Origin of the sequence: Trebonia sp. (genome assembly GCF_030042015.1) — a bacterium.
Classification (GTDB): domain Bacteria; phylum Actinomycetota; class Actinomycetes; order Streptosporangiales; family Streptosporangiaceae; genus Trebonia.
On record NZ_JASIAL010000084.1, the window covers coordinates 1 to 15,750 of the forward strand.

Genomic DNA, 15,750 nt, shown 5'->3' on the forward strand with positions numbered 1-15,750 from the left:
ATACGCACTTGGGCGGGCACGGCGTGCTCCGACGAGAGCCAGTGCAGCGTCGCCTTCGGCCGGCGCCCGTCGGGGGCGTCGCCGCCGCGCGTCTCCGGATCGTACGCGCAGCGGAGCTCGACGATCTCGCCGCTCGCGTCCTTGACCACGTCGGTGCAGGTCACGAAGTAGGCGCAGCGCAAACGCACTTCGCGGCCGGGGGCAAGGCGGAAGAACTTGCTTGGCGGGTCCTCCATGAAGTCGTCGCGTTCGATCCAGAGCTCGCGCGCGAAGGGCACCTTGCGTGTCCCGGCCGAGGGATCCTCCGGGTTGTTGACGGCCTCCACCTCCTCGACCTGCCCCTCTGGGTAGTTCTCGATCACGAGCCTGAGCGGGCGCAGGACCGCGAAGCGTCGCAGCGCCCTCCGGTTCAGCACGTCCCTGACCTCGTGCTCAAGCATCTCGATTTCGGCGGCGCTCGCGCCCCTGCCTCCCAGCCCGACCAAGTCGAGGAAGTTGCGCAGACCCTCGGACGGGAAGCCGCGCCGGCGCAGGGCCGCGAGGGTGGGCATGCGCGGATCGTCCCAGCCTCGCACGAGGCCCTCGCTCACAAGCCGCCCTAGGAACCGCTTCGAGAGCACGGTGTACGTGAGGTTGAGGCGGGCGAACTCGTACTGGCGCGGGCGCGAAGGCACCGGCAGGTTCTCGATCAGCCAGTCGTAGAGCGGTCGGTGATCCTCGAACTCGAGCGTACAGAGCGAGTGGGTGATGCCCTCGATTGCGTCCGACTGGCCGTGGGCGAAGTCGTACAGCGGATAGATGCACCACTCGTCGCCAGTCCGCGGGTGGGTTGCGTGCAGGATCCGATAGAGCACCGGGTCGCGCATGTTGATGTTGGGCGAGGCCATGTCGATCTTTGCCCTAAGCACTCTGGCGCCGTCCGGAAACTCCCCCGCGCGCATGCGCTCGAACAGGTTGAGGTTCTCATCGATCGAACGGTCGCGCCAGGGGCTGTTCTTGCCCGGCTCTGTGAGGGTGCCGCGGTGCTCCCGGATCTTGTCGGCGGAGAGGTCATCGACGTAGGCCCTGCCGACCTTGATCAGGTGTACGGCCCAGTCGTAGAGCTGGTGGAAGTAGTCGGAGGCGAAGTAGAGATGCTCGCCCCAGTCGAAGCCGAGCCAGCGGATGTCTTCCTGAATCGAGTCGATGTACTCCTGCTCTTCCCCGATCGGGTTGGTGTCGTCGAAGCGCAAGTGGCAGCGGCCGCCCAGCTCGTGGGCGATCCCGAAGTTGAGCGCGATCGCCTTGGGGTGGCCGAGGTGGAGGTATCCGTTCGGCTCGGGCGGGAAGCGCGTCACGACCTCCGAGACTCTGCCCTCGCGCACGTCGGCGGCGACGATCTCGCGGATGAAATCACGTCGTTCAGGAGAGGCTGGAGTGCGGGCGCTCACGCCGCTGTTGCTCGTCATCTCGATTACAGTAGTGCAGTACGTGGCCATGTCTGGCGCAGTCGGTGCACTCACGCTTAGGTGACAACCTCACCGCAAACCCGGAAGCCGGCGGCATCATCCGGCAGGCGAGCGGCTTCCCACGCTTTGATGAATTCCTCGGACCTCGCCTCGCTCTGCCTGCGGTCCAGCTTGACCACCCCACGGCATCTGGCAGATGAAGACAAAGCTCCCGCACCGCGTGGGCGAGATGGGACATCCGCGCAGGCGCACCTGGCGTCAACAGGAAATATATGGCCGACGCTTAATACTCAGCGAGAAGCTGACTACGCTCAGCTAGTGTCCCGGTCTTGAGTTCTCTCGTCACCACGTGAGTCTTGTTTGGTTTCATGTTCAGGCTCGGATGGTGACGTGGCTGGTGACCTGGGGTCTGCTGGTGGCATGGGTGACACGAGGCTGGAGCCGCTGGTGCTGTCGGACGGCGAGCGGCGGACGCTGGAGAACTGGGCCAGGCGGCAGAAGACCGCCCAGGGGCTGGCGCTGCGGGCGCGGATCGTGCTGGCCTGCGCCGAGGGCCGCAGCAACACGGCCGTCGCCGCGCGGCTGCGGGTCAACCGCGGCACCGTGAACAAGTGGCGGGCCCGGTTCCTGGCCCGCCGGCTGGACGGGCTGGGCGACGAGCCCCGCCCCGGCGTGCCGCGCACCATCACCGACGCCCAGGTAGAGGAAGTGGTGGTGCGGACGTTGGAGGAGGTCCCGGAGGGCGCCACGCACTGGTCCAAGCGGGAGCTGGCCCGCCGGGTAGGGATCTCGCCGGCCAGCGTGCACCGGATCTGGCGGTCCTTCGGGCTGCAGCCGCACCGCACCGAGGACTTCAAGATCTCCCCCGATCCGCTGCTGGTTGACAAGATCCGCGACGTCGCCGGCCTGTACCTGGCGCCGCCGGCGAACGCCGTGGTCTTCGCCGTGGACGAGAAGCCGCAGATCCAGGCCCTGCAACGGACCGCCCCGGTACTGCCGATGATCCCCGGCGTGCCCGAGCGCCGCAGCCACGACTACGTCCGGCACGGCACCATCGACCTGTTCGCCGCGCTGAACACCGCCACCGGCAAGGTCATCGGAAAGCTGTCCGCCCAGCACCGGGCGGTGGACTTCCGCGACTTCCTGGATGAGATCGACCGCCAGGTCGAGCCCCACCTGGCCGTCCACGTGATCTGCGACAACCTGTCCGCCCACAAGGCGCCCGCCGTGCAGAAGTGGCTGCTGGCCCATCCCCGCGTCCAGCTGCACTTCACCCCGACCTACTCATCCTGGATCAGCCAGGTCCCCGTTAACCGGCCCTCGGCCCGGCGACACGCCCGGGCTGCCTGACGTCCCCGCAGCTGGGGACTGGCGGCGTCACACTGAGGTCAGGTGTCCCAGGGGAGGGTCGATGGGACAGCGTGTGGTGCTGGTCAGTGATGGTCACCGGGTCGAGGGGTGCGGCGCGGACGGTGAGCTGGTCAACCGGTTCCTGGCGCATCTGGGGTCGCGGGCGTTCTCACCGGCCACGGTCCGGGCTTATGCCTATGATCTGCTGAACTTCCTGCGGTTCCTGGCCGGGCGGAACGCCCGGCTGGCCGGCGTGGTGGCGACGGACTTGTTCGACTACCTGGACTGGCAGCAGCGTCCGGCGAGCACGGCGGGTCAGGCGGTGGTCCGGCTTGGCGCCGGCCGCGGGGCGGCGCCGGCCACGATGAACCGGCGGATCGCGGCGGTGCGCGGCCTGTTCGAGTTCGTGGTGATGACGGGGGCGCGGGCGGAGAACCCGGTGCCGGCGGCACGGCGGTCGACCGGCCTGCGGCCTGGCCGTCGCGGCCTGCTGGGGCATATCGGCCCGGGCCGGCCGCGCAGCGGCGGGCGGCTGGTGCGTCAGCCGCAGCGGCTGCCCGAGGCGCTGGAACCGGAGGACGTCGCGGCGTTCACAGCGGATCTGCGGACCTTCCGCGACCGGGCGATCACGCTGATGATGCTGCTGGGCGGGCTGCGGGCTGCGGAGGTCCGGTCGCTGCGGCTGGCCGATGTGGACATGGGGCTGCGCCGGGTGCGGGTGACCGGCAAGGGCGGCAGGGAACGCGTCGTCCCGGTGGACGGGGCGTTCTTCGCCGAGCTGGCCGCCTACCTGCGCGAGGAACGGCCCGCGTCGTGCCGGACGGCGGAGTGCTTCGTGGTGCTGCGCGGCCCGACGGCCGGGCAGCCGATGACCGAGGCTGGGCTGCGGCGGATTTTCCGCACCCACCGGCTGGCCTCGGGAGCGCTGCGGGTCCGGCCGCACCGGCTCAGGCATACCTATGGGACCGAGCTCGCCTCGGCTGGCATTGACCTGCTGGCGCTGCGGGAGCTGATGGGCCACGCCAACCCGGAGACCACGGCCGCCTATGTGCATCTGTCCCCGGGGACGCTGGCCGCTGAGTATGCCCGGGCCCGGGCGGCGGCCCGGTGAGCGCCCCGGCTGCCGTCACGCTGCGCCGCCAGGGGGCGCCGGACCTGCTGATTGCTTACGCCGACGCGGTCGCTGCGCTGCCGATCGGCCCGGACGGCCGGCGCCTGCGGCGCAATGCCGCCGGGCGGCTGCTAGTGTCCCGGTCCTGAGATGCGTGAGCAGTAGCGGCAGATGCGGTCGATGATCTGGTCGGCGGTCTTGGTCCACTTGAAGGGCCGGGCGGTGGCGTTCCAGACCTTGATCCAGTCTTCCAGGGCGGTGGTGAGCTCGTCGAGGGAGCAGAACACGCCGCGGTCCAGGCAGCGTCGCTGCAATTCGGCGAACCACCGTTCGACCTGGCTGATCCAGGACGAGTACGTGGGCGTGAAGTGCAGCTGGACGCGGGGATGGGCCAGCAGCCACCGGTGAACCACGGGTGCCTTGTGCGTGGACAGGTTGTCGCAGATCACGTGGATGGCCAGGCCGGACTCGGTTTGCCGGTCGATCTCATCGAGGAAGTCCCGGAAGTCCACGGCCCGGTGCTGGGCAGACAGCTGGCCGATCACCTTGCCGGTGGCGGTATTCAGCGCGGCGAACAGGTCGATGGTGCCGTGCCGGACGTAGTCGAAGCTGCGCCGCTCGGGTGTCCCGGGCATCATCGGCAGCACCGGCGCGGTCCGTTCCAGCGCTTGGATCTGCGGTTTCTCGTCTACCGCGAACACCGCCGCGTTGGCCGGCGGCGCGAGATACAACCCCACGACATCGCGGATCTTGTCGATCAGCAGCGGGTCCGGGGAGATCTTAAAGGCCTCCGTGCGCCAGGGCTGCAGCCCGAACGCCCGCCAGATCCGGTGCACGGATGTCGGCGAGATCCCCACCCGCTTGGCCAGCTCCCGCTTGGACCAGTGCGTGGCGCCCTCCGGGACCTCTTCCAGGGTCCGGATCACCACCTCCTCCACCTGGGCGTCGGTGATGGTACGCGGCACCCCCGGACGCGGTTCATCGGCCAGCCCGTCCAGCCGCCGGGCCAGGAAACGCGCCCGCCACATGGTCACCGTGCCGCGGTTGACGCCGAGCTGCGCGGCCACCGCCACATTGCTGCCGCCTTGCGCGCAGGCCAGCACAACCCGCGCCCGCAAAGCCAGGCCCTGCGCGGTACTGCGGCGCTTGGCCCAGCCTTCTAATGTGTGCCGCTCGTCCTCCGACAACACCAGCGGCGCCAACCTAGGATCTGGCATCTTCCCAGCACAACGCACGACGGCGGCTCTGTCACCACCGCACGAGCGATCTGAAACGAAACACGACTCAAGTGGTGACGAGATGACTCAAGACCGGGACACTAGCGGCTTATCCGCAGCTGTCGGCGTGGATGAGGCGGCCGACCCCGGCGCGGCTGGCCGACCTGAAGCGCACCGGCGCGTGGCCGTTCCTGACCTGGTGTTTCGTCGAGGGCCACCTCACGCCCGACCTTGATCTGCTGCTGGCCAAGACTCCCGGTGACCTTTACTTGCAGTGGGCCGCCCGGCATCCCGGCGACGTGCAGCAGATCACCGGGGTGGCGCAGCGGTTCGGGTGGAGCGCGAACTGGACCCGCGATGTGGCCCGCGGCGCCTTGGCCCTGATCTGCCTGACCGCGGGCAAGACCCTCGCCGAGCTGGGCGACGGCGATTTCGCGGCCTTCGCCCAGGCCCTGGCCGGGGCACCCACGGCTGGCCGTGATGCCTGGATGCATAACTCCGCTCGCGTCTTCAGCCTGCACCAGGCCTGCTATGAGCTGCGGTTCTGCCAGCATCCGCCGCGGCAGGCCAGGCCCGGCCAGGCGAGCATCGCCCAGCGGGTGCAGGCGATCAGCCAGCCCGGCATCCGCGCGGCTGCGTTGCGCTACCTGACCACGGTGGCGGCCACGCTGCGGCCTAACACCGTCGGCCTGCGCGCCGACAGCCTGATCGTGTTCTCCGGGTACCTGGCCGCCGCCCACCCGGACGTCCGCAGCCTGACCCAGCTGAACCGCGAGCACATCGAGGGGTTCCTGGGCTGGAACCACAAGCGGCCCTGGCGGGGCCGGGTCGCCCGCGACCAGCCCGTCTCCGCGGTGGTCAGCAAGCGGACCGTCATCGACCTGCGCTGCTTCCTCGATGACCTGGCCTTGTGGGGCTGGGCCGAGCGGCCGCCGCGGCGGCTGCTGTTCCCCACTGACATCCCCCGGCTGGACCGGCCACTGCCCCGCGCCCTGCCACCAGACGCCGACCGGGACCTGATGTCGGCCATCAGCGAGCTGGCCGACCCGTTCGCCCGCACCGGGCTGACCGTGCTGCGCGGCACCGGCATCCGCCTAGGCGAGCTGCTCGACCTCGAGCTGGACTGCATCTGGGACTCCGCCAGCCACGGCAGCTGGCTGAAGGTCCCCCTCGGCAAGCTCGCCACCGAGCGGACCGTGCCGCTGGATGAGCCCGCCCTGGCCGCCCTGGATGAATGGATGACCCGCCGCGGCCCGCAGCGGGCGCTGCCGCATCCCCGGCTGAACCGTCCCGCCGATTTCCTGTTCACCGAGCGGGGCCGCCGCCTGACCGCCTTCCGGCTGCGACGCGGGCTCGATGACGCCGCGGCCGCCGCCGGACTGCGCGGCCGCGACGGGCAGACCATGCACGTCACGCCGCACCAGCTCAGACACACATATGCCACAAGCCTGATCAACTCGGGCATGTCATTGCAGGCGCTGATGGCCCTGCTCGGCCACGTCACCACCGAGATGACCCTGCGATACGCCGCGCTGGCCGCCCCGGCTGTCCGCACCGCCTACGAAGAGGCGATGAGCAAGGCCCGGTCCCGGCTGACGCTTGCCATCGCCCCGGCCGGGCAGCCCATCATCCCCGGCCGGATCGAATGGCTGCGCGCCGAGATGCTCAAGACCCGGGTCGCGCACGGCTACTGCTCCCGCCAGCTGGCCGCCGACGCCTGCCCCTACGCCAACATCTGCGAGCAATGCGACAACTACGTCACCGCCCCCGAGTTCATCCCGCAGCTCCAAGCCCAGCTAGCCGACGTCACCGCGCTCCGCGACGACGCCACCGCACGCGGCTGGCACGCTGAGGTCGCCCGGCACGCACGCGTCATCGCCAGCATCCAGGGCCACCTCAAGCGGCTCACCCGGTAACCTGAACCGGACATAGCGGCCTATATCCCACAGGGCCGGTTAATAGAGGCGCAGTTCACGGCGTTGCGCTACTTCGCGCTCGACGGCACCGACCACGCCAGCCACGCCGAGCAGGCCAGCATGATCCGCCGGTACATCATCTGGCGCAACAACCACGCCTACGACGAACGACTCCGCCGCATCGTCGACAAGGCAAACGTAGCCTGATGCGGCACTAGACAGGGCGACACTGCGCGCACCTCGGAATCACATTGGGGCGGGAATTGGGACATCAGCATGAGTTATCACGGGAGGCTAGTCGGCCCAAAGGGCCAAGTCTATCAATGCGAGCACAACCACAGGACGTTGACCGCCGCGGTCACTTGTGCGAACTCCTCCGCGACCCGCCGAATGGCTGAGATGGAATGGAACCGGGCCGCTGCTCAAGCCGCACGGGCAGCTGCGCTGGCAAAGCAGCGAGAAGAGGAGCGTGCAGCCGCGCAGGCCCGAAAGATCGCTGCCGAGAGAGCAGCGGCGGCTCGGCGGGCCGCAGCTCAGGCCGAAGCCGAGAAGGCCAAAGCGGCCAAGCGCGCCGCCAAGCTAGCGGCAATGTCACCACGACGGGCCTGGAGGCGAATGACACCGGAGGAGCGCCTGCTCAAAACCGCCGAGTTGGAGCTTGAGGCGTACGGGGAGATCAGGTCCGCCGATGCAAAGGCTGTCTACGAAGCACGTGCGGCTAAGCGCGTAGCGGCCCATGAGCCGACACCTTCCAAGTCTGTGCCGCCCGTGACCACGGCGCCGAGGGCAGCCGCAGCAGATCGCCCCGCTTATTTGCGTGCTGCTGATGCTAGTCTCCCACCAGCCGAGCGGGCACTGGCTAAAAGAGAGCTTGCGGACGACCCGGTGCAGTGGCAAAAATATCGAGCTGAGCTTCGGGCACAGAACGAATCACAAGCGAACCGCGATCTTGCGACGCGCAAGGCGAACCGGGACCATGAAAACAGCAGTACCGCTGTCAGGGAGCCAGCAGCTGACATGCCTACTGGGTTCGGTGGTGATGGGCTGTTCGTCGTCGGGCTTGACATCATGCCGGGCGTGTACCGGACAGCTGGGCCTGCATCTGAGCGCGGGTACTTTGCTTTGCTAAGGTCCACGAACACGAATGACATCGTGAATAACGGCCTCGTCAAGGGACCGGCGACGATTACGGTGGGGCCCGGCGTGAAGGCTGTCGAGGTTCGAAGGTGCCAGTTCTGGTACCGGCTTGGCGACAACCTCGACGAGGTCATCTCCGAGGCGAGCAAGTCGAGAGGCGCCAGCCTGGGTTAGTTTGCGAACCATAGTCGCGAGAACCGCGCTCCCAGAATGGCTCCCTGAGACCTGCTCTTGGGCGGTCTGAGTGCGCACTCGCCCGTTACTTGTCCCAGTACGTCAAGCTCGCCCGCATCATCCGTGACAAGATCGAGTCCCGCGAGTACGGCCACGGGCAGCAGCCAAGCACTGTCGAGCTGACCAGTGAGCACAGGGTGTCGGCGCACGTCGGCGGGCATGCGCTGGAAATGCGAGCCGAGAACCGTTACGTTCCTTGCTCTGGCAACGTCGCTCCCTATGTCGTCACCTGACAGGGTGCATAGTCACAGTCGACGCACGGCGGGAGAGGATTTCCGGACGAGCAGGCAGCCATCCGGGCGAACATCGCGCCCTGCACCTTGAGGGGACGCAGTCAGCTTAGGGCTTGGCATCGATCAGGGGCGCCGGATTCGCCGCCTGTCGCACGGCCTGCTCTCGCATCAGGGTGTCTAGCATCATTCGACGCTGACGGCTCTTCCGTGTGTATGGCTCCGGATCAAAGCCGAAGTACGTGGCGTGCCTTTCGGAAATCAATGCAGACGCCGAGATTGCTGTCTGCGATGCCGCCGCGACTTCGAGCAGGTCAGGTGTGAGTGGTAGTTCAGGCCCGCTGGTTGCACGAGAAAGGCGAGACGGTGCGGTGGCAGCCCGTGTCACCCACCTTGATGTCGCATCTGCTCGCCCACGCGGAAAGCCGAGGCGGCCTCGCCCCAGGCCGCCGCGTGCTGCGGTACACAAACGGCAGGCCGATCACCTCCCGGCGCTACGACTACCTCTGGCAGCGCCTGGGACGCCACCTCCCGTGGGTCGCAACGCAACAGGTCAGCACGCACTGGATCCGGCACACGACCTTGACCTGGGTCGAGCGCAACTTCGGCTTCGCGACTGCCCAGGCCTACGCCGGCCACGAGGACCACGGCCGAGGAGGAAAGGCCATGGCAACCTACATCCGGGCTGGCCTCCCCGAGATAGCAACCGCACTGGCCGCCCTGACCGGTGAGGGCCATCCCTTGGCAAACCGCAGCCAGCCTGCGCGCTCGCATCCAGCGGAAATGCCGCATAGCTCATGAGCACGACCGGCAACGGCGTAGGACCTGTACAGGGACCCGGCTATCGTCCGCCCGAGTGCGGTCCCCTACCGGACCTGCCCCTTTACGAGCGCCTGATCGACGACGGCTTCGCCGCTGCCGACAGCCGCGGCACCATCGTCGACCACCTCACCGCCCGGCGGCTGGCCATCTGGCTGGCCGCCCGCCCGCAAGAACAAGACTTCGCGCGCGGCCTGGTCCGCTTCGTCCAGACTGGAGCTGTAGGCCAGGAGCTCAAAGCCCAGCTGCGCCGCCACGCACGCTCCGGCACCCACCTGGATCAACCCGAAGCCGCCAGGCTCCTGAGATACTGCAACAACCGCGGCACCGAGCTCGGCCCGATCGGCGAGAACTTCGCCGCCGCCTGCGACCAGCTCGACCGAGCCGACGCGATGCTCGCCGAATTCCACGAACGGGCCAGACACGGCCGCGCCTTCCCCGAGCAGGCCTGGCCCGAGACCGATGGCCCCCGGATACTCGCCCTGGCCCGCCAGGATCCCGAGACTCAGACGGTCGTCCTCATCATGGACGCCACCACCGCGAACAGCGCCTTGTTCGCTATAGCCCCGCACGCCGACGAGCGCGAAGCCCATGTCCGCGAGGTCGAGCGGTCCGGCCAGAACCTGCCCGAGGGCTCCTACGGCCGACGGAACCGCCAGGCGATCGCCGCCCACGAGGCTCGAGTGGCCAACCGGCTGCGAGCCGTCCAGCACGCCTACCGAATGGCTAACGAACACGACGACGCGGCGCCTCGACCGCTTACCTCCCAAAGAGCGTTCCGTTCTCTCGAGCACGTGCCCGACAGGGAGATCGAGTTGGAATAGAAGCCGGCGTTAACAAGCTGACCGTTCCGCTCGCCGGGGAGCCTGCTGATACGAGGACCCGCCGCAGCAGAGCAGGTAACGGCAGTGCAAACAAATAGAGCACCTGTTCCACTGGTTGTGTGGAAGCCCTGGCCATCGTCGACCTCGGCCCGCGCCTGACGCCGGTCGCCATCCGGCACGCTCGGCTCGGCCTGGAGTGGCGGGTCCTGCAGGTACTCGAGGACTGGACGACCAGGGAGTATCACGCACTGGTCGGTACGCCCGCGGAGACGAAGCAGTTCCGAGTCCGGGTGCGCGGGCCGCTGCCCGGGAACCCGTCGGCGGACGGCGAGTTCGTGATGGCGATCCGGCGCTACGGTGACCGGGGCGGCTGGTGGGTGTGTCCGGGGGAACATCCTTAGCCCGAACGCCTCAATGCGGCACGATGGGCAGCCATGAACGCAACGCAGCGAAACGGGATCGTCTGGTGACGGCGGAGGACTGGCAGGCGATCGCGGACTGGATCTTGGCGGCCGGCATCCTAGGCGGCGTGGTCGCGTGGATATGGCGGCAGCGGAAGACCGTGAGCGGCTGGTTCACGCACACGTGGCGCAGGACCGTGGTGTCCGTGCTGCGCAGCGAGGTGACCGCCGGGGCCGGGCGTGAAGCAGATTCCCGAAGTCTCGATGGAGGCCGGCGTGGCCTACGCCCGCACGGCAGCCATGTCCGGGCATCCGCCGTACACGCTCACCGAAGGCTTCCCGGGCGCTGGGCAGCCGCTCGGTTACCTGCTCGCCAAGACGGCCGAGGTGGTCTGGGCGGCGGCGTCCTCCGCGCAGTCGGAACTCGAACCATACCTGCTTCCGGTCCGGAACTACATGACCGCGCTCATCGCGAAGGCCGGTGTGAACCCGGCGCGGGACTTCGCCCTCGGCGTCCTCACCGAGCGCGTCCGCCAGGAGGAAGACGGCTGGCCCGACCAGCCCGGCGACCCGGGCGGCAGGCGGACGCGGCACGGAACCGGGGCGAGCCACCTGTGCCTGCTCGAACGCAAGCACCAGCTGGAGGATGCGATCTACGGCATCGCCGGACAGCAGGCTGCTGCCCCTTCGGGCTAGCTTCCGGGTCTCCGGTGACCGCGTTTTTCCTGCCCCTCGCGGCCGGGCAAACCCCCGGCGAGGCGATGGTTCGCTTTCTCGACGGCACGTGGTGCCTGTGCAGGGTCGGGGCCTGGCGGCGCGACCTGAGCGGGGAGTGGCGCGTGCGGCTTCGCTGGGGCGCGCTGGGCGACGTGTACAGTGAGTGGCACCTGTTCGACGCCGGGCCGGTGAGCTCGGCCGAGGGCGCTCCGAATCCGCCCTGAACGCTACGGATGCGGCAGGCGTACCCAATAACTAGAGAACGTGTTCCATTAGAGGTGTACGGTTGCGAATTTCAGGGAAGTCCTGATTATAGGAATTTGTTACATCTTCGCCATGGACTTCCCCCCGCAAGGGGAGTTCCCTGATGCTAGGAAAATCAGCGGTACAGCGGGCATACTGAGCGTGACGGAGCGTGATTGGCCCGGGGAAGGGGGTACCCCGATGCCGGATATCAAGTCTGACCAAGAGGCTGAGGTAGTGGAAGCCACTCGCGAGCAGGGCCGGGCGATGCTCGACCGCGCTGCCCGCGAGGAGCTCGGCCTGTCTGCTGACCAATTCCTCGCCAAGTGGGACACGGGGGGCTACGACGACGCCGACGACCCCGCAGTCACCCGGGTCGCGATGCTGATCCCCTTTGCCCGGTAGGACGCCGGGGGAAGCGGTGTCCGCGTTCCTGGAGCCGATCGGGGACACCGTTGCCTGCATAGCAAAGGCCAAGATCAACCTGTCCCCGAACGGCCGTGCCATGGTCGGGAAGATCCACGCATTAACGCTGAACGACGACCAGCCGATCACCCTAAAGTGCAGGCCGGTGCTGCTGTTCAAGGTCAGGATGCAGTATGAGATCGTCCGTACAGAGCACGAGCCCGAGCGCGGCCCCTGGCGCGTCAGTACCCGCGGCTACATGTACGAACTCCAGACAGCCAGCGGCGAGCTGGTCTGGTCGTACCACTGGCACCCGACCAGCAGGGTCGGCGGCCCGCATGCCCACCTCGGGCGCACCCAGCTCGCGCCCGATGCCGTGCTCTCCTACAAGGCGCATCACCCTACCGGCCGCATCTCCCTGGAAAGCGTCATCCGGGCCTGCATCGCCGAGTACGGGGTCACTCCCGTGAAAGACGACTGGGAAGAGATCCTCGCCAGGCGCGAGGCCGACTTCGAGGCCCACAGGACGTGGCGCTAAGCGCTCCGAGCGGATCTCCGCTGAGGAGCCATCCGCCAGCCAGAAGAGGTGAACCACAGTTTCCTCGGAGGCGTAGCCCGCAAGGGATAACCCGCCACGACGCACCGGCACGCCCGCCCGCGTCAGCCGGACAGGCCAGGGCGTCCGGCTCGACTTTGAGCGTGCCCAGATCGTCCAGCTCTGCACGAACCGCGGGCGGGTCGTGGCATGCACCGACTGCCGTGCAGATCGGCGGCTCTTCGCGCGTCTGCCAGCGAGTCGCCGATTGCGCTGTGCAATCGACGCGGTAGGCACGAATGCATGAAGCCGCGGGTCGCAGCCGCGACGACAGCTGTCTGGACCTTGGCTGGCTTCCCCACCCACGGTGAGCTGCATACCCTATCGGGGCATTCCGGGCGTCTCCAGCCGGCACTTGCAACGGATTTGATCGTTCTGGCTCCGGCGCGTCGGTGTTGCACTGGACGTACGACTTGACGGCCTCTGAGAGAATCTAGCCGCAGGGCCAGAGGAGCGCGCCTTCTATCACGCTCGTCTGCGACACCTGATCTTCGTCCATCGGCTGGGAGGGCGCGTGGACCCCAGCCGCTTGGAGAGGAACGTGATCCGTGACGACGTGGTCAGGGTTCTGCTGGGCATGGGTATTGCGCCAAACGTCCTGGAGGGTTTGCCGGAACTGCCCGCGGAGATCGAGGGCTTGCTGGTCTACGGGAGCCAGGCCCGCGGGGACGCGGTACCCGGCTCGGACCTAGACCTGCTGGGTCTGGTTAACGCTCCCCGCCCCAGCACTCACTCCGGTGACGTGAACATCAGCTACTACACGCGCGATCAACTCTCGACCGGTGTCGGTACCCTGTTTGGGGCTCATCTCAAGCGCGACGCCAAGATCGTCTGGGACAACCATGGCCACCTGAGCCGCGCTGTAGAGAACATGGGCGAGGTCGACACTGACCGCCTCCTTGCGCGCGCTCACAGGATGTCCGAACTCTTCACGAGCCTGGAGCGGGACTTGCCCAAGTACCTTCCCGGCCTCCTGCGCCAGGCCCGCTACCTGCTACGGAGCTGTCTATACGCTCAGGCCATCGCGGACGGTGATCCCTGCTTCTCCGTGCGCGAGCTAGCCGTCCGGCATGGCGACCCGAACCTCGCTCGTCTCCTGGCCTCGAGCCAGCCAGGTGAAGCGACTTGTGCCGACTTCGAGGAATGCCTATCCGGGCTGCGCGGGATCATCGGCGACTTCCCTCCCAGCGAACACGGCTCTCTTGAGGCCACTGTTGTTAATGAGTGGGAACAACCCAGCGACGTCCTTTCGATGGCGGTCATGGCCCTGGGCGTCACTGTGGAGGGCTCCGACTACGCCGAAGTGGAGAAGATCTTGCTGTGAGTACCGAAATCGCGTTCGTGGGCGATGTTCACGGGAACCTGAGCGCCCTTCAACGGCTTTGCTACGTCCTCGCCACGCGTGGTATACCTCACGCGGTCTTCCTGGGCGACTACATCAACAAGGGCCGCCAGTCTGCGGAGGTGATGCAGGAGCTCGTTTCGTATTCACAAGCCGGATGGGCGACTCTTCTCAGGGGGAACCACGAGGCAGCACTGCTCGATGCGCTAGACACCGGCGACCTGGCTGCTTTCCTCAAGATGGGCGGAGCGATGACGATTCGGTCATACGTTGGAGCGAAAGTGGGCCCGGATGTCCTCAAGGACTTCCGGGTCAAGTTCCCGAGCCAGCACCTGGACGCGATCCGGCGCATGCCACAGACGTACGAGTCAGACGACCTGATCGCACAGCACATCCCTCCTGCGGCGTCGACCCCCAAGTTCCGAATCAGTTCCCACCTCCCAATCGGCGAATTGCCGCGGATCAGACGCTACTCGGCCCAGCTGGACACAGGGTGTGGGGCCGAGTCCGGGCGTCTTACGGCCCTGCTTTGGCCGGGCCTCGACTACGTCCAAGTCGACGCCGAGGGCACCATGGTGCTCCGCTGACCCGGGCGTTCGGCTCGGTCATACCGTCAGCTGATCGAGCAACCACTGCGCCCGCCGTGCACCCTCCTCGTTCCCCATCGCTGTGTTTACGTCCAGACAGGCGCGCGCATGCTCTGCCGCCTCGCTCTCCCTGCCCGCCGCACGGCAGCACTGGGCAAGCAAGAGCAAGGAGATGGCCTCACCACGTCTGCTCGCGATCTGTCGGTTCAGGGATAGAGCACGCTCCGCGTACGGCACGCCCTCGTCCGGCAGCCCCTGCCGGAGACGCACCTGTGCGGCCAGCACCTCGGCATTGGCATGCAGTGCTGTCGGGGGAGTTCCGCGCAGAGTCGCGAGCACCTCGCCCGCATAAGCGGCTGCGGTCTCCAGGTCGCCCGAGCTGACCTCAAGCCTGGCCAGGTTGACCAGGGACTGGCACACCTCCATGCTCTGCCGGGAGCCGCGTCTGGACTTGAGGGCTGCCTCGAAGTTGCGCCGGGCCGATGCGAGATCGCCAATCTTCTGGTGCGCTAGTCCTAGGTCGTCGAGGATCCGGCAGCGGACCCTCTGCCCATAGGCGTCGCGCTCGTCGAGGAGCGTCAGCGCTTGCTCGAGCCGACCGATGGCATCGACGTCACGTCCCTGCCGACGCAGGACCCCCGCCTGAGCAGCGAAAGCCTCGGCTGCGATTGGTGAGTACAGGTACGAGGTTCCAGTGGCAAAGTAGTCGATAGCTAGCTGCGTCGAAGCGTACGCGTCCTCAAGGTCGCCCTGACGGGCCAGGAACCTGGCATACGCCAACTGCTCGACCGGACCGCCTAGGACGGCGGCTTCCTTGAGCGCCATCCGTCCCGCTTCGGCCTGACCAAGGTCAACAAGCTTCTCGCCCTGTAGGCGGAGGCTCGCCGCCCGCAGGACATCTCTCCCGGACGACGGCAGCAGATCGATGTGCCTGGCAACCTTAGATCCTTCCGCCGTCTCCCATGCCTCAAGGCGTTCGGTCAGCTTCTCCTTAAGCTCACGGATGTCGGCAATGGATTCGTACATGATCGAGTGGTGTCGGGACATCTGCTTCCGGAGATTCACGATCTGCTCGGCTGGCGCGGGATGGTCGAGGAAGGCCACCCAAACGTCCCGCATCGGCTGCTCGGGCCGGCCGAGTTCGAGCAGGCCCGTGAAGAGTTCCTCCTCAGTG

Annotated in this window: 18 protein-coding genes and 1 pseudogene; 16 read left to right on the plus strand and 3 right to left on the minus strand. The window is 67.5% G+C overall.

Annotated elements, in window-relative coordinates; translation table 11 throughout:
• The coding region (locus tag Q1N79_RS04040) for a glutamine--tRNA ligase/YqeY domain fusion protein (protein WP_300604552.1) at window positions 1-1,448 on the minus strand (1,448 nt) is incomplete at its 3' end.
• Window positions 1,449-1,868: 420 nt separating this feature from the next.
• On the opposite strand from Q1N79_RS04040, the pseudogene Q1N79_RS04045 reads away from it, so the two are divergent.
• From Q1N79_RS04045 to Q1N79_RS04055, 3 genes and pseudogenes are all read left to right on the plus strand, one after another.
• A pseudogene (locus tag Q1N79_RS04045) lies at window positions 1,869-2,753 on the plus strand (IS630 family transposase); the annotation flags it as partial.
• Window positions 2,754-2,859: 106 nt separating this feature from the next.
• Window positions 2,860-3,909 carry a tyrosine-type recombinase/integrase gene (locus Q1N79_RS04050; RefSeq protein WP_300604555.1) on the plus strand — a complete coding sequence of 350 codons (1,050 nt, stop codon included), beginning with the start codon at window positions 2,860-2,862 and terminating at the stop codon, window positions 3,907-3,909.
• Window positions 3,906-4,058: a hypothetical protein gene (locus Q1N79_RS04055; protein ID WP_300604558.1), complete on the plus strand. Its 153-nt coding sequence runs from the start codon at window positions 3,906-3,908 to the stop codon at window positions 4,056-4,058. Before Q1N79_RS04050 ends, Q1N79_RS04055 begins: the two co-directional genes overlap by 4 nt.
• On the opposite strand, the gene Q1N79_RS04060 is transcribed toward Q1N79_RS04055, so the two are convergent.
• Window positions 4,041-5,126, minus strand: a complete 1,086-nt coding sequence (locus Q1N79_RS04060) for an IS630 family transposase (RefSeq protein WP_300604561.1) — start codon at window positions 5,124-5,126, stop codon at window positions 4,041-4,043. The two genes, Q1N79_RS04055 and Q1N79_RS04060, sit on opposite strands and share 18 nt — an antisense overlap.
• Before the next feature lie 131 nt (window positions 5,127-5,257).
• Between Q1N79_RS04060 and Q1N79_RS04065 the strand changes: the two genes are divergently transcribed.
• The 13 genes from Q1N79_RS04065 (at window position 5,258) to Q1N79_RS04125 (ending at window position 14,576) form a co-directional block, all read left to right on the plus strand.
• Window positions 5,258-7,042 carry a tyrosine-type recombinase/integrase gene (locus tag Q1N79_RS04065; RefSeq protein WP_300604564.1) on the plus strand — a complete coding sequence of 595 codons (1,785 nt, stop codon included), beginning with the start codon at window positions 5,258-5,260 and terminating at the stop codon, window positions 7,040-7,042.
• A gap of 63 nt (window positions 7,043-7,105) precedes the next feature.
• Entirely contained in the window at window positions 7,106-7,249 is a 144-nt protein-coding gene (locus tag Q1N79_RS04070) for a hypothetical protein (protein WP_300604566.1), read from the plus strand.
• Between the two features lie 183 nt (window positions 7,250-7,432).
• On the plus strand, window positions 7,433-8,353 hold the full coding sequence (locus tag Q1N79_RS04075) for a hypothetical protein (protein ID WP_300604569.1): 921 nt from the start codon (window positions 7,433-7,435) through the stop codon (window positions 8,351-8,353).
• Window positions 8,354-8,442: 89 nt separating this feature from the next.
• Complete coding sequence (locus Q1N79_RS04080; protein WP_300604571.1) at window positions 8,443-8,646, plus strand: hypothetical protein; 204 nt, start codon at window positions 8,443-8,445, stop codon at window positions 8,644-8,646.
• Window positions 8,647-9,024: 378 nt separating this feature from the next.
• The gene (locus Q1N79_RS04085; RefSeq protein WP_300604574.1) at window positions 9,025-9,444 is read left to right on the plus strand and encodes a hypothetical protein; all 420 of its coding nucleotides are present in this window, start codon (window positions 9,025-9,027) and stop codon (window positions 9,442-9,444) included.
• Window positions 9,441-10,286: a hypothetical protein gene (locus Q1N79_RS04090; protein ID WP_300604577.1), complete on the plus strand. Its 846-nt coding sequence runs from the start codon at window positions 9,441-9,443 to the stop codon at window positions 10,284-10,286. Before Q1N79_RS04085 ends, Q1N79_RS04090 begins: the two co-directional genes overlap by 4 nt.
• A 119-nt stretch (window positions 10,287-10,405) precedes the next feature.
• Complete coding sequence (locus Q1N79_RS04095; RefSeq protein WP_300604580.1) at window positions 10,406-10,687, plus strand: hypothetical protein; 282 nt, start codon at window positions 10,406-10,408, stop codon at window positions 10,685-10,687.
• 240 nt (window positions 10,688-10,927) lie between these two features.
• Window positions 10,928-11,383 carry a hypothetical protein gene (locus Q1N79_RS04100; protein WP_300604583.1) on the plus strand — a complete coding sequence of 152 codons (456 nt, stop codon included), beginning with the start codon at window positions 10,928-10,930 and terminating at the stop codon, window positions 11,381-11,383.
• Between the two features lie 14 nt (window positions 11,384-11,397).
• Window positions 11,398-11,628 (plus strand): hypothetical protein, encoded by a 231-nt coding sequence (locus tag Q1N79_RS04105; RefSeq protein WP_300604586.1) that lies wholly within the window; start codon window positions 11,398-11,400, stop codon window positions 11,626-11,628.
• Between the two features lie 256 nt (window positions 11,629-11,884).
• On the plus strand, window positions 11,885-12,052 hold the full coding sequence (locus Q1N79_RS04110; RefSeq protein ID WP_300604588.1) for a hypothetical protein: 168 nt from the start codon (window positions 11,885-11,887) through the stop codon (window positions 12,050-12,052).
• A 16-nt stretch (window positions 12,053-12,068) separates the two neighbouring features.
• Complete coding sequence (locus Q1N79_RS04115; protein WP_300604591.1) at window positions 12,069-12,590, plus strand: hypothetical protein; 522 nt, start codon at window positions 12,069-12,071, stop codon at window positions 12,588-12,590.
• A 571-nt stretch (window positions 12,591-13,161) separates the two neighbouring features.
• Window positions 13,162-13,971 carry a nucleotidyltransferase domain-containing protein gene (locus Q1N79_RS04120; protein ID WP_300604594.1) on the plus strand — a complete coding sequence of 270 codons (810 nt, stop codon included), beginning with the start codon at window positions 13,162-13,164 and terminating at the stop codon, window positions 13,969-13,971.
• Window positions 13,968-14,576: a metallophosphoesterase gene (locus Q1N79_RS04125; RefSeq protein WP_300604597.1), complete on the plus strand. Its 609-nt coding sequence runs from the start codon at window positions 13,968-13,970 to the stop codon at window positions 14,574-14,576. The genes Q1N79_RS04120 and Q1N79_RS04125 overlap by 4 nt, the downstream gene beginning before the upstream one ends.
• An 18-nt stretch (window positions 14,577-14,594) precedes the next feature.
• On the opposite strand, the gene Q1N79_RS04130 is transcribed toward Q1N79_RS04125, so the two are convergent.
• Window positions 14,595-15,750, minus strand: a 1,156-nt coding sequence (locus Q1N79_RS04130; protein WP_300604600.1) for a tetratricopeptide repeat protein, incomplete at its 5' end; no start/stop codon positions are given.

Excerpts from the sequence above, each read along its gene's own strand:
- Q1N79_RS04050 (WP_300604555.1), top strand. The coding sequence starts at position 2,860 with ATGGGACAGCGTGTGGTGCTGGTCAGTGATGGTCACCGGGTCGAGGGG.
- Q1N79_RS04090 (WP_300604577.1), top strand. The coding sequence starts at position 9,441 with ATGAGCACGACCGGCAACGGCGTAGGACCTGTACAGGGACCCGGCTAT.
- Q1N79_RS04060 (WP_300604561.1), bottom strand. The coding sequence starts at position 5,126 with ATGCCAGATCCTAGGTTGGCGCCGCTGGTGTTGTCGGAGGACGAGCGG.
- Q1N79_RS04075 (WP_300604569.1), top strand. The coding sequence starts at position 7,433 with ATGGCTGAGATGGAATGGAACCGGGCCGCTGCTCAAGCCGCACGGGCA.
- Q1N79_RS04065 (WP_300604564.1), top strand. The coding sequence starts at position 5,258 with ATGAGGCGGCCGACCCCGGCGCGGCTGGCCGACCTGAAGCGCACCGGC.